This is a genomic window from Arthrobacter sp. C9C5, from assembly GCF_013359735.1.
In the GTDB taxonomy this organism is placed as follows: domain Bacteria; phylum Actinomycetota; class Actinomycetes; order Actinomycetales; family Micrococcaceae; genus Arthrobacter.
In genome coordinates, this window is the sequence record NZ_JABFMX010000006.1 from 162,227 (window position 1) to 185,682 (window position 23,456).

General features: G+C 68.9%; 23 protein-coding genes and 1 pseudogene. 16 read left to right on the forward strand and 8 right to left on the reverse strand.

Annotated elements, in window-relative coordinates; translation table 11 throughout:
• The first annotated feature begins 98 nt into the window (after window positions 1-98).
• From HNO80_RS06705 to HNO80_RS06740, 8 genes are all read left to right on the forward strand, one after another.
• Complete coding sequence (locus HNO80_RS06705) at window positions 99-803, forward strand: GntR family transcriptional regulator (RefSeq protein WP_175322059.1); 705 nt, start codon at window positions 99-101, stop codon at window positions 801-803.
• A 160-nt stretch (window positions 804-963) separates the two neighbouring features.
• Window positions 964-1,962 carry a sugar phosphate isomerase/epimerase family protein gene (locus HNO80_RS06710; protein WP_175322060.1) on the forward strand — a complete coding sequence of 333 codons (999 nt, stop codon included), beginning with the start codon at window positions 964-966 and terminating at the stop codon, window positions 1,960-1,962.
• A gap of 62 nt (window positions 1,963-2,024) precedes the next feature.
• Window positions 2,025-3,746, forward strand: coding sequence for a dihydroxyacetone kinase subunit DhaL (dhaL, locus tag HNO80_RS06715; protein ID WP_175322061.1), 1,722 nt, complete (start codon window positions 2,025-2,027; stop codon window positions 3,744-3,746).
• Between the two features lie 12 nt (window positions 3,747-3,758).
• On the forward strand, window positions 3,759-4,277 hold the full coding sequence (locus HNO80_RS06720) for a ribose-5-phosphate isomerase (protein WP_175322062.1): 519 nt from the start codon (window positions 3,759-3,761) through the stop codon (window positions 4,275-4,277).
• Entirely contained in the window at window positions 4,274-5,227 is a 954-nt protein-coding gene (locus tag HNO80_RS06725) for a 3-hydroxyacyl-CoA dehydrogenase family protein (RefSeq protein ID WP_175322063.1), read from the forward strand. Before HNO80_RS06720 ends, HNO80_RS06725 begins: the two co-directional genes overlap by 4 nt.
• Before the next feature lie 51 nt (window positions 5,228-5,278).
• A complete protein-coding gene (locus tag HNO80_RS06730) occupies window positions 5,279-6,046 on the forward strand; it encodes an SDR family NAD(P)-dependent oxidoreductase (RefSeq protein ID WP_175322064.1) in 768 nt (255 codons plus the stop codon).
• A gap of 87 nt (window positions 6,047-6,133) precedes the next feature.
• Window positions 6,134-7,480, forward strand: a complete 1,347-nt coding sequence (locus HNO80_RS06735; RefSeq protein ID WP_175322065.1) for an MFS transporter — start codon at window positions 6,134-6,136, stop codon at window positions 7,478-7,480.
• A 38-nt stretch (window positions 7,481-7,518) separates the two neighbouring features.
• Entirely contained in the window at window positions 7,519-8,313 is a 795-nt protein-coding gene (locus HNO80_RS06740; protein ID WP_175322066.1) for a triose-phosphate isomerase family protein, read from the forward strand.
• Here HNO80_RS06740 and HNO80_RS06745 read toward each other — a convergent pair.
• From HNO80_RS06745 to HNO80_RS06750, 3 genes and pseudogenes are all read right to left on the reverse strand, one after another.
• Window positions 8,271-8,753 (reverse strand): SRPBCC family protein, encoded by a 483-nt coding sequence (locus HNO80_RS06745; protein WP_175322067.1) that lies wholly within the window; start codon window positions 8,751-8,753, stop codon window positions 8,271-8,273. The two genes, HNO80_RS06740 and HNO80_RS06745, sit on opposite strands and share 43 nt — an antisense overlap.
• Window positions 8,750-8,956: pseudogene (locus HNO80_RS17925) on the reverse strand (ArsR/SmtB family transcription factor); the annotation flags it as partial. The pseudogene HNO80_RS17925 and the gene HNO80_RS06745, both read right to left, overlap by 4 nt.
• A 21-nt stretch (window positions 8,957-8,977) precedes the next feature.
• Window positions 8,978-9,427: a MarR family winged helix-turn-helix transcriptional regulator gene (locus HNO80_RS06750; RefSeq protein WP_175322068.1), complete on the reverse strand. Its 450-nt coding sequence runs from the start codon at window positions 9,425-9,427 to the stop codon at window positions 8,978-8,980.
• A 172-nt stretch (window positions 9,428-9,599) separates the two neighbouring features.
• On the opposite strand from HNO80_RS06750, the gene HNO80_RS06755 reads away from it, so the two are divergent.
• Window positions 9,600-10,862, forward strand: coding sequence for an MFS transporter (locus HNO80_RS06755; protein WP_175322069.1), 1,263 nt, complete (start codon window positions 9,600-9,602; stop codon window positions 10,860-10,862).
• On the opposite strand, the gene HNO80_RS06760 is transcribed toward HNO80_RS06755, so the two are convergent.
• The gene (locus tag HNO80_RS06760; RefSeq protein WP_175322070.1) at window positions 10,859-11,644 is read right to left on the reverse strand and encodes a gamma-glutamyl-gamma-aminobutyrate hydrolase family protein; all 786 of its coding nucleotides are present in this window, start codon (window positions 11,642-11,644) and stop codon (window positions 10,859-10,861) included. The genes HNO80_RS06755 and HNO80_RS06760 overlap by 4 nt on opposite strands.
• A gap of 53 nt (window positions 11,645-11,697) precedes the next feature.
• Here HNO80_RS06760 and HNO80_RS06765 point away from each other — a divergent pair, with 53 nt between their 5' ends.
• On the forward strand, window positions 11,698-12,192 hold the full coding sequence (locus HNO80_RS06765; RefSeq protein ID WP_175322071.1) for an SRPBCC family protein: 495 nt from the start codon (window positions 11,698-11,700) through the stop codon (window positions 12,190-12,192).
• A 9-nt stretch (window positions 12,193-12,201) separates the two neighbouring features.
• Window positions 12,202-13,335 (forward strand): LOG family protein, encoded by a 1,134-nt coding sequence (locus HNO80_RS06770; RefSeq protein WP_175322072.1) that lies wholly within the window; start codon window positions 12,202-12,204, stop codon window positions 13,333-13,335.
• Between the two features lie 34 nt (window positions 13,336-13,369).
• Here the strand turns inward: HNO80_RS06770 and HNO80_RS06775 are convergent, their stop codons facing one another.
• Both HNO80_RS06775 and HNO80_RS06780 read right to left on the reverse strand, forming a co-directional pair.
• Complete coding sequence (locus HNO80_RS06775; RefSeq protein WP_175322073.1) at window positions 13,370-14,305, reverse strand: matrixin family metalloprotease; 936 nt, start codon at window positions 14,303-14,305, stop codon at window positions 13,370-13,372.
• Window positions 14,305-15,492, reverse strand: coding sequence for a VIT1/CCC1 transporter family protein (locus tag HNO80_RS06780; RefSeq protein ID WP_175322074.1), 1,188 nt, complete (start codon window positions 15,490-15,492; stop codon window positions 14,305-14,307). Before HNO80_RS06780 ends, HNO80_RS06775 begins: the two co-directional genes overlap by 1 nt.
• 302 nt (window positions 15,493-15,794) lie before the next feature.
• Between HNO80_RS06780 and HNO80_RS06785 the strand changes: the two genes are divergently transcribed.
• On the forward strand, window positions 15,795-16,028 hold the full coding sequence (locus tag HNO80_RS06785) for a hypothetical protein (RefSeq protein WP_175322075.1): 234 nt from the start codon (window positions 15,795-15,797) through the stop codon (window positions 16,026-16,028).
• 137 nt (window positions 16,029-16,165) lie between these two features.
• On the opposite strand, the gene HNO80_RS06790 is transcribed toward HNO80_RS06785, so the two are convergent.
• The gene (locus HNO80_RS06790; protein ID WP_175322076.1) at window positions 16,166-17,692 is read right to left on the reverse strand and encodes a sodium:solute symporter family protein; all 1,527 of its coding nucleotides are present in this window, start codon (window positions 17,690-17,692) and stop codon (window positions 16,166-16,168) included.
• 280 nt (window positions 17,693-17,972) lie between these two features.
• On the opposite strand from HNO80_RS06790, the gene HNO80_RS06795 reads away from it, so the two are divergent.
• A complete protein-coding gene (locus HNO80_RS06795) occupies window positions 17,973-18,548 on the forward strand; it encodes a helix-turn-helix domain-containing protein (protein WP_175322077.1) in 576 nt (191 codons plus the stop codon).
• A 280-nt stretch (window positions 18,549-18,828) separates the two neighbouring features.
• On the opposite strand, the gene HNO80_RS06800 is transcribed toward HNO80_RS06795, so the two are convergent.
• The gene (locus tag HNO80_RS06800) at window positions 18,829-19,653 is read right to left on the reverse strand and encodes a DUF559 domain-containing protein (RefSeq protein ID WP_175322078.1); all 825 of its coding nucleotides are present in this window, start codon (window positions 19,651-19,653) and stop codon (window positions 18,829-18,831) included.
• 360 nt (window positions 19,654-20,013) lie between these two features.
• Here HNO80_RS06800 and speB point away from each other — a divergent pair, with 360 nt between their 5' ends.
• From speB to HNO80_RS06815, 3 genes are all read left to right on the forward strand, one after another.
• A complete protein-coding gene (gene speB, locus HNO80_RS06805; protein ID WP_175322079.1) occupies window positions 20,014-21,102 on the forward strand; it encodes an agmatinase in 1,089 nt (362 codons plus the stop codon).
• The gene (locus tag HNO80_RS06810; protein ID WP_175322080.1) at window positions 21,099-22,766 is read left to right on the forward strand and encodes a thiamine pyrophosphate-binding protein; all 1,668 of its coding nucleotides are present in this window, start codon (window positions 21,099-21,101) and stop codon (window positions 22,764-22,766) included. The genes speB and HNO80_RS06810 overlap by 4 nt, the downstream gene beginning before the upstream one ends.
• Window positions 22,767-22,929: 163 nt before the next feature.
• Complete coding sequence (locus tag HNO80_RS06815; RefSeq protein ID WP_175322081.1) at window positions 22,930-23,415, forward strand: MarR family winged helix-turn-helix transcriptional regulator; 486 nt, start codon at window positions 22,930-22,932, stop codon at window positions 23,413-23,415.
• The last annotated feature ends 41 nt before the right edge of the window (window positions 23,416-23,456 follow it).

Genomic DNA, 23,456 nt, shown 5'->3' on the forward strand with positions numbered 1-23,456 from the left:
ACAATATAAGCATGCTTTCTAAGTTGCGCCGTTGCGAGGCGGGGCCTGCAGCGTCCGCCGCTACGCCCGTCGGCGCGGGGCGGCTATAGGATTCCAGTATGGCAATCAAGGATCCGGCCTCACGCGGCGTCAGCAGGCAGGTCCTCGCCGACCACGTCTACGAAGCGCTTCTCATCGCCTTGATGGACGGCCGGCTCGAAGCCGGCACGCCCGTCAGCATCGACGGGATGGCCCGTGAGCTGGACGTCTCGCCGACGCCCGTGCGCGAGGCGCTGGCCCGGCTGGAAGCCACCGGCATGGTGCGCCGGACCGCCCTGCGCGGCTACCGGGTGGCGCCGCTCTTCACCGCGGACGAGCTGGCGGACCTGATGGACGCCCGCCTGGTGATCGAACCGGCCAACGCCTTCATGGCCTGCAGCCACGCCGATGCCGAGCTCACCGCCCAGCTGGCGCAGGCCATCGACGACCTCAAAGCGGCGCCCCGGGGGCCATCCTTTTCCGAGTTCCGCGCCTACTGGGAGGCCGACGAACGGTTCCACCGGCTCATCGCGGAGTCCGCGGACAACCAGTTCCTGCTCTCCGCGTACAACGCGCTGGGTGGCCAGGTGCAGCGCTTCCGCTTCTTCGGCGGCCTCGGCGTCACCGACGCCGACTTCGCGATCGCGGAGCACACCGAGATCCTGCAGGCCTTCGAGGCCGGCGACCCTGAGCTCGCGCGCCAGAAGATGATCGCGCACATCGAAGGCGTCAAGCAGCGCTCGCAGCACGACAGCGAAGTACACGACAGCGAAGTGCGCAGCTAGGCCAGAACCCGGCAGCAATGCCCGGCAGCGGCAAGTTCCGCTGCCCGCCACCAGGCCCCGGCGTCCAAGTCGGCCCGCGGTTCACTCCATGAAAAACCCTTGACAAGCTTTCCTATCGGGTGAATCCTATAGGAAATGTGATTCAAGATTTGGAGTGACAATGTCGTACACCGCCGAAAACTGGCCCATCACCGCGGCCCTGCTGCAGTTCCCGGGCGTCCGACCCGACGGAACCTCCGTCCAGGATGCCCCCGCCGCCGAGTGGCAGCGCGTGTTCGAGGAAGTCGCTGACGCGGGCTTCGCCAACGCCGACCTGACCGACAGCTGGGTGCGCCCGGGGGACCTCAGCCCGGCCCGGCTGGATGAACTCACGGACGCCGCCGGTCACGCCGGAATCGGTCTCCCGGCCATCTCGGCCATCCGCCGCAGCGTGATCGACGAGGCCAACTGGGAAGACAACCTGGCCTACACCCACCGCACCCTCGACGCCGCCGCGCAGCTGGGCTGCGAGGTCGTCTCGATCGGCCTGCACCAGGCCCTGACCCCCACCCAGCGCGAACAGCTCTGGTTCTGGACCGTCGAAGGCCACCAGGACCCGGTGGGGGACAAGGAAACCTGGCAGAAGGCCGTCACCCGGATCCGCGAAGTCGGCCGGCACGCGGCCGAGCTCGGGCTCCTGGTCTCCCTGGAGATGTATGAGGACACCTACCTCGGGACCGCCGACTCGTCGGTACAACTGGTCCAGGACATCGGCCTGCCCAATGTCGGACTCAACCCGGACATCGGCAACCTGATCCGCCTGCACCGGCCCATCGAGGACTGGCGGGAAATGGTCCACAAGACGCTGCCGTACGCCAACTACTGGCACGTCAAGAACTACATCCGCGACGAAAACCGGGCGAAGGACCAGTACGTCGCCATACCCGCACCGATGGAATCCGGCCTGATCAGCTACCGCGAGGCCTTCCAGTTCGCCATCTCCGTCGGCTTCCAGGGGATCATCTGCACCGAGCACTACGGCGGGGACGGCCTCAGCGTCACCGCCGCCAACCAGGACTACCTGCGCCGCCAGGTCCTGCCCAAGCGCGACGGGTACGCCCTCGGCACGTCCCTGGTGTCCCAGGGCCGGCAGCTCCCGGTGGCCGTCCCCGCACTCTAAGCCGGCGGCGCCCCACGGCCCGCCGTCTGATCCAGCCGCTCCAACCGGTTCAACGAGGAATCATGACCAAGATATTTGACGATCCCGCAAGCTTCGCGGACGACGCCCTCGACGGCTTCGCCGCCGCCCACCGCCAGTACGTGGCACGGGTGGATGGCGGCGTGGTCCGCTCCACCGAGACGCCGGCCGGCCAGGTCGCCCTCGTGATTGGCGGGGGATCCGGGCACTACCCGGCCTTCGCCGGCCTCGTAGGCGCCGGCCTGGCCGCGGGCAGCGCCTGCGGAAACATGTTCGCCTCGCCCTCCGCGGGCCAGGTCTACCGCGTCGTCAAGGCCGCGGAGTCCGGAGGCGGTGTGCTCCTCAGCTACGGCAACTACGCCGGGGACGTGCTGCACTTCGGCCAGGCGCAGGACAAGCTCAACGCCGAGGGCATCGAGACCCGCACCGTGCTGGTGACCGACGATATTGCCAGCGCCCCGCTCGAGGAGATCGGCAAGCGCCGCGGCATTGCCGGGGACCTGACGGTCTTCAAGGTTGCCGGCGCCGCCGCCGAGGCCGGGCTGGACCTGGACGAGGTGGAGCGGCTGGCGGTCAAGGCCAACCACCACACCCGCTCGCTGGGCGTCGCCTTCGCCGGCTGCACCCTTCCCGGCGCCGCGGAGCCGCTGTTCACGGTGCCCGAGGGCATGATGTCCGTGGGCCTCGGCATCCACGGTGAACCCGGCATCTCCGAACAGCCGCTGCCGACGGCCAGCGAACTGGCAGCACTGCTGGTGGACGGACTGCTCAAGGACAAGCCGGAAACCGCGGGCCGCCGCGTGGTGCCGATCCTCAACGGCCTCGGCACGGTCAAGTACGACGAGCTGTTCGTGCTGTTCGGCAAGATCGAGGCCCTGTTGACCGCCGCCGGACTTGAAATCGTTGAACCGGAATGCGGCGAGCTCGTCACCAGCCTGGACATGTCCGGGCTGTCGCTGACGCTGTTCTGGCTGGATCCGGAGCTGGAGAAGTTCTGGTCCGCGCCGGCCGACACCCCCGCCTTCCGCAAGGGCAACCTGGCTCCGCGCCGGGCCCGGACCGTTTCCGCACAGGCCGACGCCGAAGCAGCGCCCGCGCTGGCTGCCACGGCGGCGTCGACCTCGCTGGCCGCCACCGCCGTCGGCGTGCTCAAGGTGGCCCAGTCGGTCGTCGTCGAACACGAGGAAGCCCTCGGCAAACTCGACGCGATCGCCGGCGACGGCGACCACGGCATCGGCATGCGCCGCGGCGTGGACGCCGCCGTCGCAGCGGCCGAACAATCGCACGCGGCCGGTGCCGGGCTGGAGGAACTCCTCGCGGCGGCCGGAGAGCAGTGGGCCGAACGCGCCGGAGGCACCTCCGGAGCGCTCTGGGGCGCCGCGGTCACCGCCGTCGGCCGGGCCCTTGGCAGCAAGGACACCTACACGGCGGCGGACGCGGCCGCCGCCGTCGACGCCCTCCGGGACGCCATCATCACCCTCGGCAAGGCCGAAGCCGGAGACAAGACGATGGTGGACGCGCTGCTTCCCTTCGCCGACGTCTTCAACCGGGCAATCGACGACGGCGACGGCGTGGCCCGCAGCCTGCGGACCGCGGCCGACGCGGCCGCCCAGGCCGCCGAAGCCACCGCGGCGCTCAGCCCCAGGAAGGGCCGGGCACGGCCGCTGGCCGAGAAGAGCCTGGGCCACCCGGACCCCGGCGCCGTGTCTTTTGGCCTGATCGCCGGCCGGGTGGCCGACTACGCAGCCTCCATCGAACGCAGCTGAAGGAGAATTTCCTTGTCACACGAGACACAAAGTCACAGCACCACCGACCCCCAGCCCGGCTGGCGGATCGTCGTCGGCAACGATGAAGCCGGCGTCGAATACAAGAACGCCCTGCGCGAACTGCTCGAGGCCGACCCCCGGGTCGCGTCCGTGGAAGACGTCGGCGTCGGACCGGACGACAGCACCGCCTACCCGCACCTGGCCGTCGCCGCGGCCCGCAAGGTCGCCGCCGGCGAGGCCGACCGGGCCCTGTTGATCTGCGGCACCGGACTGGGCGTGGCCATCTCGGCCAACAAAGTCCCCGGCATCCGTGCCGTCACCGCGCACGACAGCTACTCCGTGGAACGCTCCGTGCTGTCCAACAACGCCCAGGTGCTGACCATGGGCCAGCGCGTGATCGGCCTGGAACTGGCGAAGAAACTCGTCGGCGAATGGCTGGGCCACCGCTTCGACGACACCTCCGCATCCGCGGCCAAGGTGGACGCAATCCACTCCTATGAAGGAGCCCCGGAAGGACTTGAAACCACATGACCCCTCGTAACATCGCCGTCGTCGGTTCCGGCTACATGGGCGGCGGAATCGCGCAGGTACTGGCCCTCGCGGGAGCCCGCGTCGCCCTCGCCGACGTCTCCGCCGAGATCGCCCAAAGCAACTACGAGCGGCTGCTCAAGGAATCCGACGAGTTCGTCGCGGCAGGCCTGTTCCCGGCCGGCTCCACCGAACGGCTCAAGGAAAACCTCTGGGCCGCGAAGGACATCGAAGAGGCCGTCGCGGACGCCGAATACATCGAAGAAGCCGTACCCGAGGTCCTGGAGATCAAGCACGGCACCCTGGGCCGGATCAGTGCCGCCGCCCGGCCGGACGCCATCATCGGCTCCAATACCTCCACCATCTCCATCGCGAAGCTCGCCGAAGTCGTGGTGAACCCGGAGCGCTTCCTGGGCGTCCACTTCTCCAACCCGGCGCCGTTCATCCCGGGCGTGGAAGTCATCCCGCACGCGGGCACCTCCGAGGCCACCGTGGAAGCCGCACGCGCGATCGTGGGGGAGACCGGCAAGGAAACCGCGACCGTCAAGGATGTCACCGGCTTCGTGCTCAACCGGCTGCAGTACGCCCTCTTCCACGAGGCCGCGCAGGTCGTGGAGGAAGGCATCGCCACGGCCGAGGATGTGGACACCATGGTCCGCACCACCTTCGGCTTCCGGCTGCCGTTCTTCGGGCCGTTCGCGATCGCGGACATGGCCGGGCTCGACGTGTACGCGTTCTGCTACAAGTCACTGCAGACCGGCTTCCCCGAGCGGTTTGCCACGCCGCAGATCCTCCAGGAAAAGGTCAACGCCGGCCAGCTCGGAACCAAGACCGGCTCCGGCTTCCTAAACGTTCCCGCCGAACGGACCGCCGCCCTGGTGGCCTACCGGAACAAGGCCTACGTCGCCATGCAGAAGCTCATCGAGGAACTGGGCCCCGCGCCCCTCGGCTGACAACCGCCTCGGCTGACAACCGCTGCACCCTAACTTCTCAAGGAGACTTCCATGACCTCATTCCCCACAGACCGCACCGTGATCGTGACCGGCGCCGTCTCCGAGCGCGGCATCGGCCGGGCCACGGCGGACTACCTCGCCGAGCGCGGCTGGAACATCGGCGTGATCGACCTGGACGACGCCGCCAGCAAGGCCCTGGCCAAGGAACTGGCGGAAAAGCACGGCGTGAAAGCCCACGGCGCCGGCGCCAATATTGGCGACGAGGCCTCGGTCCGCGCCGCGATCGACGAGATCGAGGCCGAACTGCCGCAGCTCGTCGCCCTGGCGAACATCGCCGGCGTCAGTTCCCCGGTGCCCTACCTCGAACTCGATGCCGCCGAGTGGGACCGGGTGCTCAACATCAACATGAACGGCGTGCACTACGCCACCCGCCGCGCGGCCGAATCGATGGTCAAGCACCGGCTCGGCCGGATCGTCAACATCTCCTCTGTCTCCGCCCAGCGCGGCGGCGGAACCTTCAGCAAAACCCCGTACTCCGTGGCGAAGGCCGGCGTCATCGGCCTAACCCGCGCCACCGCCCGCGAACTGGGCGAGTACGACATCACCGTCAACGCCATCTCACCCGGTCCGATCGACACCGACATCATGGGCGGGACGCTCAGCGAGGAACGCAAGGATGAGCTCGTCAAGGACCTGGTGGTGAACCGCGTGGGCAGCACCCGCGACATTGCGGCCGCGATCCACTTCCTGATCGGCGAGGACGCAGGTTACATCTCCGGCCAAACGCTCAACGTCGACGGCGGCCTGTACATGCACTGACGGCTCCCGACCGCGGGAGCCAGCAGAAACCGCGGGCCGCCGGCCCGCGGGGGAACCACCCCACCTCATCACTCGAAGGAGAGTGCTGTGTCCGTAACCACCGCTACATCCAAGGAGCTTCTGGCCCGTCCGGTCCTGAAGTCCGCGATCTCCAAGGCGGCCCGCCGGCTGATGCCGATGCTGGTCATTCTGTACGTCGTTTCGTTCCTGGACCGGACCAATGTCGGCTTCGCCGAGGCCGCCCTGGGCGCAGACAAGGGCGTGTCCGCCGCGGCCTTCGCCCTTGGTGCCGGCATCTTCTTCATCGGCTACGCGATCTTCGAGATTCCCAGCAACCTGCTGCTCAAGAAGGTGGGCGCCAAGATCTGGCTGGCCAGGATCGCGATCACCTGGGGCATTGTCTCGGCCTGCTTCGCCTTCGTGCAGGGCGAGACCTCGTTTGTGATCCTGCGCTTCCTCCTCGGCGTCACCGAGGCCGGGCTCTTCCCGGGCGTGATCATGTATCTCGCCGAATGGTTCCCCAACAAGGTGCGCGTGCAGATGTTCGCCATCTTCTACCTGGCGCAGCCGTTCTCCCAGATGATCGGCAACCCGCTCTCCGGCTGGCTGATCAACATCGGTGACCAGGTGCCGGGCCTGCGCGGCTGGCAGGTCATGTTCTTTGTCGAGGGCCTGCTCGCCGTCCTGGCAGGCATCGCGGCCTTCTTCTTCCTGATCAACGGTCCGGAAAAGGCCAAGTTCCTCAGCGGCGAGGAGAAGTTCGCGCTCAAGGAAGTCATGGCGCTGGAGGACAACATCAAGGACGAGCACGGCCCCCGCGGCATCCTCGCCGCGATGCGCAACGGCCGCGTCTGGTACTTCACCGCGATCTACTTCTGCCTGCAGATCGCGGTCTACGGTGTGACGTTCTTCCTGCCGCAGCAGGTCTCGTCCCTGACCGGGCAGAAGGTGGGCCTCGCCGTCGGCCTGCTGATCGCCGTGCCCTGGTTCTTCGGCATCTTCTCCTGCTACTTCATCGGCCGGGCGGCCAACACCGTGGCCAAGCGGCGGAAGTTCGGCACCATCCTGTTCCTCTCCACCGGCCTGTGCATCTTCGGCTCGGCCTGGGCCGGAACCAATCACCAGCCGGTGCTCGGCATGATCTTCATAACCCTGGCGGTCTGCAGCTTCCTCGCCGTGGGCCCGGTCGTGTGGTCCTACCCGACGGCGTTCCTCGCCGGCTCCGCCGCGGCGGCGGGCATCGGCCTGATCAACTCGCTGGGCAACCTGGGCGGCTTCGTCGCCCCGATCCTGCGGACGGCGGTGAACGAGGCCACGCATTCGCCCACGGGTTCGATGGGCGTCTACGCCCTGGGTGTGCTGCCCTTCGTGGCGGCGGCGATGATGTTCGCCACCCGGCGGTTCAGCAACAAGGCGGACGAGCTGCTGGACTAGATCCGGTCCGGTTGCCCAGCCCCACCTAAAGGAGACCCATGAGCCGCACCTCCGGCACCAGCGCCACGCCCCTGCACATCGGTGTCAGCACCAAGATGTATCTGGGTTACCAGGAAAGCCTGCGCTGGCTCTCGGAGGTGCGCGCCGTGGTGGACGCCCGTCCCGCCCTGGCCGCGGGCCGGGACGTCCGGGTGTTCGTCATCCCGTCCTTCCCGGTCCTGGCCGAGGCCGGGAAAATCCTGGCCGGCTCGCCCGTGCTCCTTGGCGCACAGAACTGCGCCTGGGGGGACGGGCCGCTGACCGGGGAGGTCAGCCCGGGCATGCTGGCCGAGCTCGGCGTCTCGCTGGTGGAGATCGGCCACGCGGAGCGCCGGGCACTGTTCTGCGAGGACGACGACCTCGTGGCCCGCAAGGTCGGGGCCGCCGTCGACGCCGGGCTCACGCCGCTGCTCTGCATCGGCGAACCCGCCACGCTGGGCCCCGAGGAGGCTGCGGCCTTCTGTTTGCGCCAGCTCCGGTCCGCGACCGGGGGCGACGAGTCGTTGACGTCCCGCCTGGTCCTGGCCTACGAACCGGTCTGGGCGATCGGGGCGGACCAGCCCGCCGCACCTGCGTACGTCAACGCGGTGGTGCGGCTGATCCGCCAGGGGCTCGGCGCGGCCTGTCCCATCATTTACGGCGGGAGCGCCGGGCCCGGGCTGCTGCCGCAGCTGGCGGCGGCCGACGGACTATTCCTGGGCCGCTTTGCGCACGACGCCGCGAACTTCGGCCGGGTGCTGGACGAAGCGCTTCAGACCTTCGCGCCGGCCAGCAGCTCCTCGAGCCGCTCGTAGCCTTCGGTCAGGCCGTCTTCCATCCCGGGCTGCGCCATGCCGTCACGGGCTTCCATGCTGGGGTAGACGGCGCGCGCGGTCAGCCGGGTGCGGCCGCCGCCGAGGTCCCGGAAGGTGAGGAACTCGATGCTCACCACGTCCGGGTAGCCGCCGTATTCGAAGGTCTGGATCGCGAAGTCGTTCTCCCGGACGGTGTGGAAGACGCCGCTGAACCGGTGGGCGACGCCGTCGGGCCCCGTGTGCGTGTAGCGGTAGCTGCCGCCGGTGCTGAAGTCGTAGTGGTCCACATCCATGGTCATCCGCCGGGGGCCGAGCCACTGGGCGACGAGTTCGGGTTCCTTGTGGGCCCGGAAGACGTCCGCCACGGGAAAGTCGAACTCCCGCTCGAAGTCGATGAAGGGCAGTCCTTCCGGAACCGTGAGTTTCAGGGCGTTGCTCATGATGAGTCCTTTGCCTGGGTGCCGCGCGCGGCGGCCTGGGATTGGAGCACGGCGTCGAGGCTGCGGAACTGCTCCTCGCGGACCAGCCGGTACTGGTCGATCCATGCGGTGAGCGCCTCCAGCCGTGCGGGGTTCAGGTGGACGGGCCGGCGCTGGGCGTCCCGCGTGCGCGTGACGAGCCCCGCTAGCTCGAGGACCTGAAGGATCCGTCCGGCGCCGGCCGCCTAGACTCCCGCGTGCAAGCGGGGGAGCGCGTCCACCAGCGGGGCGAGCTCCGGAACCTCCTGCGCCTGGGCCAGGGCGCGCTCCAGCGTGTGGTCGTGAACCGGCCGCGCCTGCTCCAGTAGCTCGATCCCGCTGGGCGTGAGTTCGGTGTAGATCCCGCGGCGGTCGTCCGCGCACAGGATCCGGGTCAGCAGGCCCCGCTCCTCGAGCCGGTTGACCAGACGGGTGGTGGCGCTGGGGCTCAGGGCCGTGGCCCGGGCAAGCTGCTGCATCCGCATGTGCCAGCCGTCCTGCCGGCTCAGCGCGTCCAGCACCGTGTACTCCACCACCGAGAGCTGCGCCTCGCCCTGCAGCGAACGCTCCAGCTCCGCTTCGATCAGCCCGTGCAGCGCCGCGAGGGTCCGCCAGCCTTGCGCCCGGACCTCGACGGCGTCGTCCTTGATGCCCATCTGTTGTGCTCCCTTCCAACTCGGACAGCCGCGCTCCGAACAGCGGAGAGCGGGCAGCTCACAAAGTAGTTGCTTGCGCGCTATAGTTGCGTGTGCAACAATAAATAACGCGTCTGCAACTAATAGCTTACGCTTCGCAAATCCCCCCGTACAGTTTTGAAGGAGCTCATCCATGCCTATCGGCCTGATAGCACTCGCCCTCGGCGGGTTCGGAATCGGACTCACCGAGTTCGTCATCATGGGCCTGCTGCCCCAAGTGGCCGCAGACTTCCGCGTCACCGAGGCTACCGCCGGATGGCTGATCTCCGGCTACGCGCTCGCCGTCGTCGTCGGAGCGTTGGTCCTGACGGCCGCAGTGACGCGCTTCGAACGCAAGCCTGTCCTTGCGGTGCTCATGGTGCTGTTCATCGCGGGCAACCTCGTCTCCGCGGTCGCGCCCGACTACGCCCTGATGATGGTCGGCCGGATCATTGCCGCCCTGGCCCACGGCGCGTTTTTCGGGATCGGTGCGGTGGTGGCCGCCGGCATGGTCGCCCCCACCAAGAAGGCCGGCGCCATCGCCATCATGTTCACCGGGCTGACGGCGGCCAACGTCCTGGGCGTGCCCTTTGGCACCATGCTCGGCCAGGCCGCCGGCTGGCGATCCACGTTCTGGGCCATCACCGGCATCGGCGTACTGGCCCTCGTGGGAATCCTCACCCTGGTTCCCAGGACCGGCGCGGGGGAGGCTGCTGCTGGCGGACTGCGGGGCGAACTCCGGGCCTTCCGCTCCGGCCAGGTCTGGCTGTCCATCTTCGTGACCATCCTCGGCTACGGCGGCATGTTCGGCGCCTTCACCTACATTGCGTTCACCCTCACCGAGGTCACCGGCTTCTCAGCGGCCACCGTGCCGTGGCTGCTGATCATCTTCGGCGTGGGCCTCTTCATCGGCAACACCGTCGGCGGCAAGGCAGCGGACCGTAACGTGGACCGCACCCTGCTCGTGGTGCTGGCCGCCCTCGTCGTGGTGCTCGTCGTCTTCGCCCTCACCTCGGCCAACCAGCCGATGACCATCGCCTCCATGGTGCTGCTGGGCGGCTTCGGCTTCGCCACCGTGCCCGGTCTGCAGATGCGCGTCATGAAGTACGCCGACAGCGCGCCCACCCTGGCCTCCGGCGCCAACATCGGCGCCTTCAACGTCGGCAATGCCCTGGGTGCGTGGATGGGTGGCGTGACCATCACCGCCGGACTCGGCTACACCTCGCCGATCTGGGCCGGCGCCGGAATCACCCTGCTGGGCCTGGTGGTGATGGCGTTCGCCGCCGTTGCTGCCAAAAAGGGCGCCGGGAAGGGTGCCGCTAAGGACGACGCCGGACGGCTCGCGGCGGCCGTGGACGGGCCGGCTGCCAGCGAGACCGAGGACGCGCGGCACGACGCCGAGCTGCAGCGGCTCTAGCTAGCGGCCGCCGCACGGCTCCGGCAGAGCTCCACGAAGGCGCGGAACGGGGCCTGCCGTTCCGCGGCGGGAAGTTCCAGGGCCTCCGGATGCCACTGCACCGAGGCCACCCAGCGCTTCGGGTCTTCCAAGGCCTCCACTGTCCCGTCGTCGGCCACCGCGGTCACGACAAGTCCCTCGGCCACGCGGGCCACGGCCTGGTGGTGGCCGGAGGCAATCTTGACCGTGACTGCGGCTGCAGCGCCGGATCCCGTGGCGGGTCCGGTGCTGCCGTACAGCCCGGCCACCTTCGAGCCTCCGGCGATCCCGACCTCGTGCCAGGCCCAGGGGCCCGAGCCATGGACGGGATCCGGCTCCCGGTGCGCCACGACGCCCGGGTCCATGTCCTGGATCAGGGTTCCGCCGTAGAGCACATTCAGGAGTTGGTGCCCGCGGCAGATGCCCAGCACCGGCAGTCCGGCGTCGATGGACTGCCGGGCCACCGCGAGGTCCAGCTGGTCCTGCTCCGGGTTGACGTCGTAGCAGGTTCCGCCGTCCTCCTCCCCGTAGAGCCCGGGGTCCAGGTCGCCGCCGCCCGGAAGCACGACGCCGTCGAGCCCGGCCAGTCCCTCGGCGCCGGTCAGCGGCACGGGCTCGCCGCCACCCTCGCGCACCAGCTCAACGACGTAGTCAAAGAGCGCGTTGGCCTCGGCCACCCGCGGATCGGGGTCCAGGGAACTGCTGAGCCGGACGGGAAGGCCGATGCGGGGGCGGCCGCCGAAGGGCCGTGCTGGAATCTGCATGACTCATTTTGCACCACCGGTTCCGCATCACAACGCAGGGCTAGGATTGCCGGATGACCAACAGATATCTCGTGTCCCGCAGCCGCTTCATCGCGGCCGCTCCGGAAGCCATCTTCGAAGTGCTCGCCACACCCGCACTGCACAGCGTCATCGACGGCTCGGGCACCGTGAAGGGTGCCCAGCCGCGCGGTCCCGAACGGCTGGCCCTCGGCGCGAAGTTCGGCATGGAAATGAATATCAAGCTGGACTACAAGATCCTCAACACGGTCTGCGAGTTCGAGGAGGGCCGGCGGATCGCGTGGCGGCACTTCGGCGGCCACGTCTGGCGCTACCTGCTGAATCCGATTGCTGACGCCGCCGGAAATCCGGGCACCCTGGTCACCGAGCAGTGGGACGCGCGGGAAGTGCGGGCCAGGATCCTCCTCCGCTTGGCCGGCTACCCCCGCCGCCACCCGGCCAACATCGAGCAGACCCTCGCCAAGCTCGATGCCTACATGACCTCGGAAGCCGCAGCAGGGGCCGGACCCGCCCCGGACCAGCTTCACTAGGCCCGCCGGATGAGCGCCGCCCGCAGCCTGCATCCGAGTCCGCGCACCCTTGAGGTCGAAAGCGTCGGCAGCTTCGACCGGCTGGTCGCGGCAGGCGCGCGGTCCATGCACGGCTGGCACGTCCAGTCACTGGACCTGCGTGGCCGCCGGGAGCCGCTGGAGTCCCTCGACGCGCAGGGTGCCATCTTCCTGGGCTGCACCTTCGATGACGGCGTGGAAGATTCACTGCGCGGCCGCGGCGCCCTGATCTTTCCCAAGCTGGAAAAGGTCCCGTTCAACCCCTACCGCGGCCGGCTCTACACGCCGCAGGAGCTCTACGCGGGAGTTGCGGAGACCCGCTACGAGGACACCCTGGACGCCAGGGTCTACCAGTGGAGCATCCGCCCGGGCCAGCGGCACCGCCTGGACGCGACGCTCGCGGCGGCCCTCCACGACCACTCGATCGGTGATGCGCTCGAGGAGTTGACCCGGTCGGAGCTGTGCCTTGGCCGAACCATGGTGGGCGTCATGGGTGGCCATGCCGCCAGCCGCGGCTCGGCCGGCTTCACCGAGGCGGCGCTGCTGGGCCGCCTGCTGGCGCGCAACGGCAGGGTGGTCGCCACCGGCGGCGGCCCGGGCACCATGGAGGCCGCCAACCTGGGCGCCTATCTCAGCGTTGCGGACGAAACGGATTTCCAGCAGGCGCTGACTGACCTCGCCGTCGTGCCCGGCTTCCGGCCGTCGGTGTCGGCGTGGGCGCGGGCGGCGGCCGCCGTCGTCGAACGCCATCCGGACGGCACGCCGTCGCTGGGCATTCCCACCTGGTTCTACGGCCACGAGCCGCCCAACTTCTTCGCCACGCACATCGCCAAGTACTTCGCCAACGCCATCCGCGAGGCCGTCCTGCTCGAGCTGTGCAACGGCGGGATCATCTTCCTGCCGGGATCCGGCGGCACCGTGCAGGAGATCTTCCAGGACGCCTGCGAAAACTACTACGGCGCCCCGGAGACCATCACGCCCATGGTGCTGGTGGGCAAGGAGCACTGGCTGCGCAGGTTCCCGGCCTGGCCCCTGCTGCAGAGCCTTGCCGCGGGACGGCGGATGGAAAACCGGATTTTCCTGGTGGACACGGTGGACGAAGCCCTCGCGGTGCTGGAGCGCTAGGAGTCCGCGGCGCCCAAGGGCCGTCCTGAAGGCCCTAGAGGTCCTTGCGGCAGGGGGCGTGGCCCAGCTCGTAGAGGCCGTTCAGGTCCCCGGCGGCCAGCCCGTCCGGCGCGCCGATCTCGGGGTACATCAGCTGCGTGGGGTCTTCCACATGTTCCAGGCCCATCACGTGGCCCAGCTCGTGCAGGATCACGGCCGTGGCATAAGCCGAGTTGTCCCCGCGGTCCAGGTCCTCGGTGATTTGCGGTGCGTCCAGTTCCAGGCTGCCGGTGACGAAGCTCTTGGGGCCGTCACCGAAGCTGAAGTGGGTGCTGCCGCCGGTGCCGATCACGGCACCCTTGAGCTGTGGCGCCTGTTCCGGAGTGGTCCAGGCGATCAGCAGGGGAGCCCAGCGCTCGCCGTATCTCGCCTTTTGGTACGGAGCGCGGGACTGGGACGGGGCCTCCGTCGTGGGGCCGTCGTTGACGAACCTGATTCCGGTCGCTTCGGAGATGGTCTTGATCGCGTTTTCCACCAGCGGCCCGGCATCCTTGGGGGCCAGGGCGGAGTTGACCACGTAGTGCAGGGGCCGGCAGGGGGAGTAGCCCACCGGGCCGCCGTCGGCGTTGGTGGCCAGGAACTTATAGGACTTGCTGGCGGACGGCGGCGTCTGCGGCTGTCCCAGCGGCTGGTCCTGCTCTTCGAATCCCGGCGGGGGAACGGCCATTTGCGATCCGTCTGCGGGGATTCCGGCCTTCCGCCCCGCCGGACTGGCCGTGGGGTGGCTCGCCGGGGCGCTGGCCGGCTTGGCGTCGGCTCCGCCGTTGAACTCGAACAGACCAACAAAACGCGGATCGCCGTACACGAGTCCGGCCGACAGGAAGGCCGCTCCGGCGATCAGGACGACGGCCGCAAGGTTACGGACCACCCTGACGGCGCTGCGGGCGCGGCTGTGCCGCGGGGTGCGGTCCCGGAGCCCGGGATCGTCCACTAGGCGACCACCGCGCCGAACACCATGCCCAGAAGATAAGTAACGGCGGCCGCGCCCATGCCGATGGCGAGCTGGCGGAATGCGCGGCTGGCAGGGGAGGTGCCGGAGAGCAGACCGACGACGCCGCCGGTCAGCAGGAGCGCGATCCCCACCAGGGCAGCGGACACCACGAGGGCGGCGATCCCGGTCATGCCCAGCAGGAACGGGATGATCGGCACGATCGCGCCGGAGGCGAAGAAGCAGAAGCTCGACGCCGCGGCGCTCCACGCTGTGCCCACTGCCTCGTGCTGGTCCTCGGTCTCGGGAAGCTCCGGCCGCAGCGAAAGGCTCGGATCGCAGTCGCAGTCCAGCAGCCCCATCCGCTCGGCGACGCGGTGCTCGGCCGCCTCGCGGGACATGCCGCGGGCCAGGTAAACGAGCAGGAGTTCGTTGTGTTCGATGTCCAGCGACGGCGCCGCCGCGAGCGTGATCTGGGTGGGGCGGGTCGCGGCCAGCAGCTCACGCTGGGACCGCACGGAGATGAACTCGCCGGCTCCCATCGACAGGGCCCCGGCCAACAGGCCGGCCACACCGCTGAGCAGGACCACGGAGCTGCCCACGCCGGAGGCGGCCATGCCCATGACGAGGGACAGGTTGCTGACCAGCCCGTCGTTGGCGCCGAACACCGCGGCGCGGAAGCTCCCGGCGAGGCGGTTGCGGCCGCGCGTGGCCAGCCCGCGGACCACTTCCTCGTGAATCTGCTCGTCGGCGACCATGGCCGGCGTGGCGTTGGGGTCGTTGGCGTACGGGGAGCGGCTCTCGGCGCGCTGCGCCAGGGCCAGGACAAACACGGAGCCGAAATGGCGGGCCAGGAAGCCGAGGAACTGGCTGCGGAGCGAGGCCGGGCGCGGCCGGCCGGCATGCTCGCCGAGGAGCTGCAGCCAGTGCGCCTCATGGCGTCCCTCGGCTTCGGCCAGGGCGAGCAGGATGTCGCGTTCCTCGCCGCTGCGGTTCTGCGCGAGGTCGCGGTAGACGGAGGCCTCGGCGCGTTCGTCCGCGAGGTACTGCCGCCAGCGCTTGATGTCCGCCGTGGAGGCGGCGGGACTTGCCGTGGGACTTGCGGCGGGGCTTGCCGCCGGGTACGACGGGGAACCCGCGGCGGGGCCTGGGGCAGAATGGTTTGGGTCAGATGGGGCGTGCTGAGACACGTAAACTCCTGGGCTTGATAGGGCATGATTCGGCCCCATTGCGACTCCAGCGTACCCCGCAATTCCGCGGATTTTCGGCTGGCAATCCTCAGTGGAAAGTTTCGGTACGCCGTAAAGTAAGCACGCTTACTGCCCGGCGGCGTCCGGGCAGGACGGCCCTTGACCCCCACCGCCTGCGGTGTTCGAATAAGGGTCAGGGCGGGTTCTTCGGCAGGCCCGTCCGGCCGGTTTCCGGGCGTCAGGCTGCGGGCCCGGGCGGCGTCAACACCACTGCCGCAGCCCGAGCGCACGGAGGTCGCACCATGGACAACACCGGACCACAGGCCGCCCAGCCGGCCAGGGACTCCGTCGAGTCTGATCCTGCCTACGACTTTGCCGAGGACGCCCCGGTCGGCGACGCGGAGACCGTGGACGAGGAGCTGCTCGAAGAAGCCGACCGGAACGTCCCGCTCGACGCGGAGGATTTCCTCGGAGACGAGCAACCGATAGTGCCCGCCGATACGGACGAGTTCCGTGAAGCCGAGGAAGAAGAGTAGACGGCACCGCCTCAGACAGGCTGTTTCAGGAACAATCCGGACAGCACGACGGCGGTGCCTCCCCGCGTGGGAGGCACCGCCGTCGTCGTCATGAGAGCCGGTGCTGCCTGGCCCGTTTTCCCGGGCCGGGCATGGGCCTAGTGGCTCAGCGCCGGGACTTCTTCCTGCTCCTCGGTGGCGTCGCCGGCAACACGGTCGTGCCAGTTCTTCATCACCGCGGGATCCGTCGGCTTGGTCAGCAGTGATACGGCGACGTAGACCACTGCGGAGGCCAGCAGGCCGTAGTAGATCGGTTCGTTGGCGTAGATGCCGTCCAGCGGGACCTCGGCGTTGATCTCCAGCACGATCATGGTGCCGAGGGTCAGGACCGACCCGACTGCCATGGAAGCCGCGGCGGCAACGCCGGTGCCGCGCTTCCACACCAGGCCGCCAAGGATCGCGACCAGCAGGCCGCCCACGAGGATGTCGTAGGCGATGGTGAGCGCCGCGACGACGTCCTTGGTGATGATGGCGATCACGATCGCCACGACGCCCAGGCCCAGCACCCACAAACGGTTGGCCTTGACGTCGTGCTCCGGGTTGTCCGTGTCGTCGGTGTTGATGTTCTTGCCGAACCAGCCGGCGACGAAAGGCAGGACGTCGGCGCGGGCCACGGTCGCGGCGGCGATCAGGGCGCCGGAAGCGGTGGACATCATCGCGGCAACGGCCGCGGCGAGCACCAGGCCGCCGATGCCGATCGGCAGCAGGTTGGTGGCGACCTCGGCGTAGACCACGTCCTTGCCGAGGGCCTTGACGTCGATGTCGGGCAGGGCGACCCGGGCTCCCAGGCCGATCAGGGCGCCGGCGGCACCGTAGAGGATGCAGTAGACGCCGGCCGTCGCGCCGCCCCAGCGCGCGACCGTGGGGGTCTTGGCGGTGAACACGCGCTGCCAGATGTCCTGGCCGATCAGCAGGCCGAGGGTGTAAACGACGAAGTAGGTGATGATCGTCTGGACGCCGATGCCGTCGATCTGGAAGAAGCTGGCGTCCACGCGGCTGCGGATGCCGTCGAGGCCGCCGGCGGCGTTGAGCGTGAACGGCAGCATCAGCAGGAAGATGCCGACCGTCTTGATCACGAACTGCACCTGGTCGGCCAGGGTGATGGACCACATGCCGCCGATGGTCGAGTAGACCAGGACGATTGCGCCGCCGATGGCGATGGCCAGCGCGCGGTCCCAGCCGAAGAGGACGACGAAGATCGTGGCGTACGCGCCCGTGGAGGTGGCGCAGAGCATCAGCGTGTAGGCGAGCATGACGATCCCCGAGGTCTGGGTGGCCCGGCTGCCGTAGCGCAGGGTCAGCATCTGGGAGACCGTGTAGATCTTGAGCTTCTGGATGGTGCTGGCGAAGAGCAGGCTGAGCAGCAGCACACCGGCGCCGATCGCGACCACGAGCCACATGCCGGAGATGCCGAACTTGTAGCCGAGGCCCACGCCGCCGACGGTCGAGGCGCCGCCGAGGACGACGGCGGCCATGGTGCCGGTGTACAGGAAGGGCCCGAGCCGGCGACCTGCCACCAGGAAGTCGCTGTTGTTCCTTGTGCGGGACTTGCCCCACCAGCCGAAGGCCAGCATGGCGATGAGGTACACCACCACGATGGCGATGTTGACGAAACTTGCGTCCATAAGGGGGCTCCTTGGAGCTGTTCGGAAGCAGCGCAGGGCGTCCGGGCCGCAACATTGCGGCCGGCGTCCGTTAGTGCTTGACGGTAGATTGCGGGAGGGCAGCCAGTGAGACAACCCCCCATTGCCTCATAGGCAACAGTTGTTGCCAAACAGTAAGTTGTGACGGGGGTAACAGTCAAGGTCTTGCTCCGGCGTGTCCTTCCGGGCGTCCCGATACCGGTCTGCGGCTAGGATTGGCACCAATGATGGGGCCGCGCGGCCGGCCGTGAAAGGTTCCTTTATGAAGGCTCTACCCGTAGAACCGAGCAACGTACCCGTTGCCATCGGTTCCAGGATCCGTGCCGCCCGGCAGTCCCAGCGGCTCACCATCGAACAGGTCGCCGACGCCACCGGCCTGACCAAAGGCTTCCTCAGCAGGGTCGAGCGGGATCTCACCTCGCCCTCCGTGAGTTCACTGGTGACGCTGTGCCAGGTCCTCTCCATCTCGATCGGCGAGCTGTTTGCCGCATCTGAAACCCACCTCACCAAGCAGGGCGAGGGCCCCCGGATCTCGCTCGGCGGCGAAGGGATCGTGGAACGCCTGCTCACCGCCCGCTCCGAGCGCCGGGTCCAGATCATCCAGGCCGTGATCGAGCCCCGCGGGCGCGGCGAATCCGAGTTGTACGCCGTGGACTGCGACGTCGATGTGCTCCACGTGGTCAAGGGCAGCATCCGGCTCATCCTGACCAACGAGGAGTTCGAGCTGGGAACCGGCGACACCGTCACCTTCCCTGGCCGGGAGCCGCACACCTGGATCAACCCCACCGACGAGCCCGTCGAGGTGCTCTGGGTGCTGGTTCCCGCCGCTAGCCGGTAGGTTCTCTTGGCCTGGCCTGGCCTGGCCTCAGCCCCTCACCCCGGGCCGTCCCTCCCAGTTACCACCCGCATCGCAGCGGCGGCCGATCCAGCGACCCCGGATTTCCGCGGAAGTCCTGACGCGGCCGGCCAAGTAACTGGGCGGGAGCGTCCGGCAGCCCCTGGCCCGAGGCCTGCCCGACGCTCCTCGGCCCGTCGGCGCAAGTGTGAGTTCATCGGGTTGGATTGGGCTGCGGGTGGTTTCAGCGGGTTGGTCTTGTGGGGTCTGCCTGACCTTGGCTCTAACGGATGTGCCGCGGTCCCTCGGCCAGGACCGCCCGGATCTCGGCCAGGACGTGCTCCGGCCTGAACCAGATGTCCTCGGGCATGTAGTGGAGCGACGCGAAACCTCTAAGGGTCGCGGCATTGTTTCGCTGCAGGTCCCGGCGAAGCGCCGTGCGGCTCGAATGGAACGCGAAGCCGTCCACCTCGACGATCAGAAACCCTTCGAGCAGGAAGTCGACCCTTCCGATGCCGGGCAGATGGACCTGGGCGTCGTAGCCGATGCCGTTGGTCCTGAAGAGATGCTGGGCGTCCACTTCAACGATGGACTCAGCTCGAAGGTTCAGCTGCCGCAGTGCCCGCCGGGCTGTCCCGGACCGGTCGGCTGTGAGTTCGGCTTTCAGCAGTTCCAGCGGGACGCCAAGCAGCCGCATCGCCGACGTCGCGATGGCGGTGGGCGCCGGGGGAGTGAGGCAGCCCAGGGCATGGAGCACCACGTCTTCGACGGCGGCCACGGGGAGTTCTGCGGGCCCCTCGAATCGCACCGTCCGGTGCCGGACGAAGCCGCGGCCGTGTCCGTGGTTGCAGGCCAGATGGTGCCGGGCGGGCGGATCCCGCAGCCACAGGCCGTAGTGGCCGGCGGCGCTGGCACAGCTGACCCGGGCGTTGTGGTGCAGTGCGGCCAGGAACTCGGGCCTGCAGTCCGGCAGGGCAAAGACGCCGCGCCGTGGCTGGCGGGCGACCCGGGCCAGCCGGGCAACATCCCGTCGGCTGTAGCCGGCGGACAAAAACTGGCCGGTCCGGGCGATGCCGCCCAGCTGGGCCAGGTAGGCCTGGGGATCCATAGGCCCAGTGCAGGCTGCCGCTGCCCCCGCCGAAACCGGGCAACCCTGCTATCTGGACAACTTCGAGGGCTCCGCGCCGCCGGCTGTGTGCGTTCCCGCCCAGTCACTTACCCGGCCAGCGTGCCGGGGCAGCTGGAATCCGCGGATCCGCGCGGCTCCGGGCGGGGCGGCGGGGCCGGCGGCAGCGAGTAATTGGGGAGGAGCGCACGGCCGGCGCGGAAAGCCGGGCGGCAGGGCTGCTCGGCCGCGCCCGGGGCGCGGGGGCAGCCGGATCAGGTAAACAACTGATGCGCAGCAGACAACTCCGAGTGTATGATGGCAGTCACACCCGTCGGACAACCCTCGAAGGAGACTCCTCCCTTGGAAGAGCTGCGCATCGAGGCCAATGGCAACCTTGGCCCCATCGATTCCTCCCGCATCCCGCGCTACGCCGGCGCCGCCACTTTTGCCCGCCTGCCGCGGCTGGACCAGGTGGCCAAGGCTGACGTCACGGTGGTTGGCGTGCCCTTCGACTCCGGAGTCTCCTACCGCCCCGGTGCGCGCTTCGGCGCCAACCACGTCCGTGAAGCCAGCCGGCTGCTGCGGCCTTACAACCCGGCCTGGGACGTCAGCCCCTTCGAGAACATCCAGGTCGCCGACGCCGGGGACATGGCCGTCAACCCGTTCAACATCAACGAGGCCATCGAAACCATCCAGCAGAACGCGCTGGACCTGACGGCTGCCGGCGGCAAGCTGCTGACGCTGGGCGGAGACCACACCATCGCGCTGCCCCTGCTGCGCGCCGCCGCCGAACGCGCCGGACAGCCCGTCGCCATGCTGCACTTCGACGCGCACCTGGACACCTGGGACACCTACTTCGGCGCCGAATACACCCACGGCACCCCCTTCCGCCGAGCCGTCGAGGAAGGCATCCTGGACACCGAGGCGATCAGCCACATCGGCACCCGCGGCCCGCTCTACGGCAAGAAAGACCTCGACGACGACCACCGCTTCGGCTTCGGCATTGTCGCCTCCGCCGACGTCTACTACCAGGGCGTGCTGGAAACCGTCGCCAAGGTCCGCGACCGGATCGGCAACCGCCCGCTCTACATCTCTGTCGACATCGACGTCCTCGACCCCGCCCACGCGCCCGGCACCGGAACCCCGGAAGCTGGCGGCATCACCAGCCGCGAACTGCTGGAAATCATCCGCGGCTTCCGCGGCATGAACCTGGTGGGGGCCGACGTCGTCGAGGTCGCCCCGGCGTACGACCACGCCGAGATCACCGGCGTCGCCGCCAGCCATGTCGCTTACGAACTCGTCACCCTGATGGCGGACAGCGCCGTCGACGGTGACCGGACCGGCGCGCCCAACGGCTACGCCGCACAGGCCCTCGGCCGCGAGTCCCGCCGACCGGCCGGTTTCGCCGCTCCGGCAGCCCAGCCGGTCGAAACCGGAGCCTCCCAGTGACCGGCGTGCGTAATGGCGGCGACCTCGTCGTCGAAACCCTCGAGGCGCTCGGTGCCAAGACCGTCTTCGGCATCCCCGGCCAGCACGCCCTCGGCCTCTTCGACGCGATGGGCCGCGGAAACTTGCACTTCGTCTCCTCGCGCGTGGAGAACAACTCGGCCTTCGCCGCCGACGGTTACTCCCGGGCCACCGGCGAAGTCGGCGTCCTGTTCCTCTCCACCGGCCCCGGGGCGCTGACCTCCCTGGCCGGTCTGCAGGAGGCCTACGCCACCGGGGTGCCCATGGTGGTCGTGGCGAGCCAGATTCCGCTCGAAGGCCTCGGCGCGCGGCGCAAGGGCATGCTGCACCAGCTTGATGACCAGAAAGCCTCGGCCGCCAACGTCACCAAGAGCCAGCGGCTGATCCAGCACGCCTCCGGCATCCCCTCGGCCATCCAGGACGCCTGGACCGAGGCCATCTCCTCGCCGCAGGGCCCGGTGTGGATCGAAATCCCGCAGAATGTCCTGCTGGACCCGATCATGGTGCCCCCGGTGGAGGATGCGCTCGCCGAAGCCGCGGACAACCCGCCACGCGTGGAGCTGGTTCGTGAAGCCGTGAAGTGGCTTGCGGAGGCGAAGCGTCCGGCCATCATCGCCGGCGGCGGCACCCGCCGTGGCCACGCGGAGAAGTCGCTGCTGTCCATCGCCGAGAAGCTGCACGCGCCGGTGATCTGCACTCCCGGCGGCAACGGCGCGTTCCCCTGGAACCATGAACTGTCGCTTCAGTCCTGGATCGAGGACCAGTACATGACGGAGCTGCTCGAGGACGCCGACGTGCTGATCGTCATCGGCTCCTCGCTCGGCGAGGTCACGTCGAATTACTTCACCTTCGAACCCCGGGGCCGGATCATCCAGATCGACGCCGAGCCGCGGGTACTCGAGTCCAACCGTCCGGGCCTGGGCATCCGGGCCGACGCCGGCCAGGCGCTCGCAGCCCTCGACGAGGCCCTGCAGGCCGCGCCGGCCGACGCCCGCCCCGACTGGCGCGGCCGCCCGGCCGAGGCCCTGGTCAAGGAGACCCTGGCCAAGGTCAAGGCCCGGCTGGAATCCCAGGACCTCGCCAAGGAACTGAAGTTCATGGCCGACATCCGCGACGCCGTCCCCGCGCAGATGCAGACGTTCTGGGATATGACGATCTCCGCCTACTGGGCCTGGAGCTGCTGGGACGCCCGCGAGGGCCAGTTCCATTCCGCCCAGGGCGCCGGCGGCCTGGGCTTCGGCTTCCCGGCGGCAATCGGCGGCGCCGTGGGCCTGGAAACCACCGGGAAACCGGGCGGTTCGGCCCGGGTGCTCGCGGTGTCCGGCGACGGCTCGGCGATGTACTCGATCTCCGAGCTGGCCACCGCCAAGCAGCACAACGTCCCGGTCACCTGGCTGATCGTCGACGACGGCGGCTACGGCATCCTGCGCGAGTACATGGTAGGTGCCTTCGGCAAGGCCACAGCCACCGAACTCGCCCGCCCCGACTTCGTGAAACTGGCCGAGGCCTTCGGCGTCCCGGCGGTCCGGGTGGCCCCCGAGGACGTCGGGGACGCGCTGAAGGCGGGCTTCGCGGCGGACGGGCCGAACGTCGTCGTCGTCGAAACCCTGCTCAAGATGTTCGCCCCCACGCACCTGGACGTCTAACCCCCGCCCACCAATAGCGCGAACGTACACTTCGGGCCCCGAATCCTCACGGATCCGGGGCCCGAAGTGTACTCTCGCGCTCCCCGGCGACGCTTCTTAGTTTCCCAAAGCAATCAATTTATAGTATTGTTGCTTCGGGCAAGTAAGTAAGGGGCTTCCAAACATGTCAGTTGCATCGACCACCGCAGCCAAGCTGGTCCATCAAATCTTCGATCTCCAGCGCGCCGTCCGGTGCGTCGCCGCAGCGAACCTCCGCGGCGACGATACCGGCGTCGCGCTGCAGGGCGTGCTGCGCTTTGTGGGGGAGGGCGAAACCCGTGCCACGCAGCTCGCGGAGCGGCTCGGCGTCAGCGCCCCCGTGCTCAGCCGGCACCTCGCCGAACTGCTCGAGCAGGGCTACGTGGTGCGCCGGCCGGATCCCGAGGACGGCCGGGCGCAGCTCATCGCGCTCTCGCCGGCCGGCACCGAGAAGCTGCGCTCCATCGAGGCGCAGCGCGCCGCGACCCTGCAGGGCTTCCTGCAGGACTGGAGCGAGGACGACGTCGAAGAGACCTCGCGCACCCTGAAGAAACTAGCTGAATCCCTCAGGAGTTCAGCCCGGGCAAAGACGGCCGGATCCACCGACACGACCAACTTTGTTGAGGAGTAAATCTATGGCCAGCCACGCTGCCGCCGCCGCCGGGCCGTCCC

Excerpts from the sequence above, each read along its gene's own strand:
- HNO80_RS06705 (WP_175322059.1), top strand. The coding sequence starts at position 99 with ATGGCAATCAAGGATCCGGCCTCACGCGGCGTCAGCAGGCAGGTCCTC.
- HNO80_RS06710 (WP_175322060.1), top strand. The coding sequence starts at position 964 with ATGTCGTACACCGCCGAAAACTGGCCCATCACCGCGGCCCTGCTGCAG.
- dhaL (WP_175322061.1), top strand. The coding sequence starts at position 2,025 with ATGACCAAGATATTTGACGATCCCGCAAGCTTCGCGGACGACGCCCTC.
- HNO80_RS06725 (WP_175322063.1), top strand. The coding sequence starts at position 4,274 with ATGACCCCTCGTAACATCGCCGTCGTCGGTTCCGGCTACATGGGCGGC.
- HNO80_RS06730 (WP_175322064.1), top strand. The coding sequence starts at position 5,279 with ATGACCTCATTCCCCACAGACCGCACCGTGATCGTGACCGGCGCCGTC.
- HNO80_RS06740 (WP_175322066.1), top strand. The coding sequence starts at position 7,519 with ATGAGCCGCACCTCCGGCACCAGCGCCACGCCCCTGCACATCGGTGTC.
- HNO80_RS06745 (WP_175322067.1), bottom strand. The coding sequence starts at position 8,753 with ATGAGCAACGCCCTGAAACTCACGGTTCCGGAAGGACTGCCCTTCATC.
- HNO80_RS06750 (WP_175322068.1), bottom strand. The coding sequence starts at position 9,427 with ATGGGCATCAAGGACGACGCCGTCGAGGTCCGGGCGCAAGGCTGGCGG.
- HNO80_RS06755 (WP_175322069.1), top strand. The coding sequence starts at position 9,600 with ATGCCTATCGGCCTGATAGCACTCGCCCTCGGCGGGTTCGGAATCGGA.
- HNO80_RS06760 (WP_175322070.1), bottom strand. The coding sequence starts at position 11,644 with ATGCAGATTCCAGCACGGCCCTTCGGCGGCCGCCCCCGCATCGGCCTT.
- HNO80_RS06765 (WP_175322071.1), top strand. The coding sequence starts at position 11,698 with ATGACCAACAGATATCTCGTGTCCCGCAGCCGCTTCATCGCGGCCGCT.
- HNO80_RS06770 (WP_175322072.1), top strand. The coding sequence starts at position 12,202 with ATGAGCGCCGCCCGCAGCCTGCATCCGAGTCCGCGCACCCTTGAGGTC.
- HNO80_RS06785 (WP_175322075.1), top strand. The coding sequence starts at position 15,795 with ATGGACAACACCGGACCACAGGCCGCCCAGCCGGCCAGGGACTCCGTC.
- HNO80_RS06790 (WP_175322076.1), bottom strand. The coding sequence starts at position 17,692 with ATGGACGCAAGTTTCGTCAACATCGCCATCGTGGTGGTGTACCTCATC.
- HNO80_RS06795 (WP_175322077.1), top strand. The coding sequence starts at position 17,973 with ATGAAGGCTCTACCCGTAGAACCGAGCAACGTACCCGTTGCCATCGGT.
- HNO80_RS06800 (WP_175322078.1), bottom strand. The coding sequence starts at position 19,653 with ATGGATCCCCAGGCCTACCTGGCCCAGCTGGGCGGCATCGCCCGGACC.
- HNO80_RS06815 (WP_175322081.1), top strand. The coding sequence starts at position 22,930 with ATGTCAGTTGCATCGACCACCGCAGCCAAGCTGGTCCATCAAATCTTC.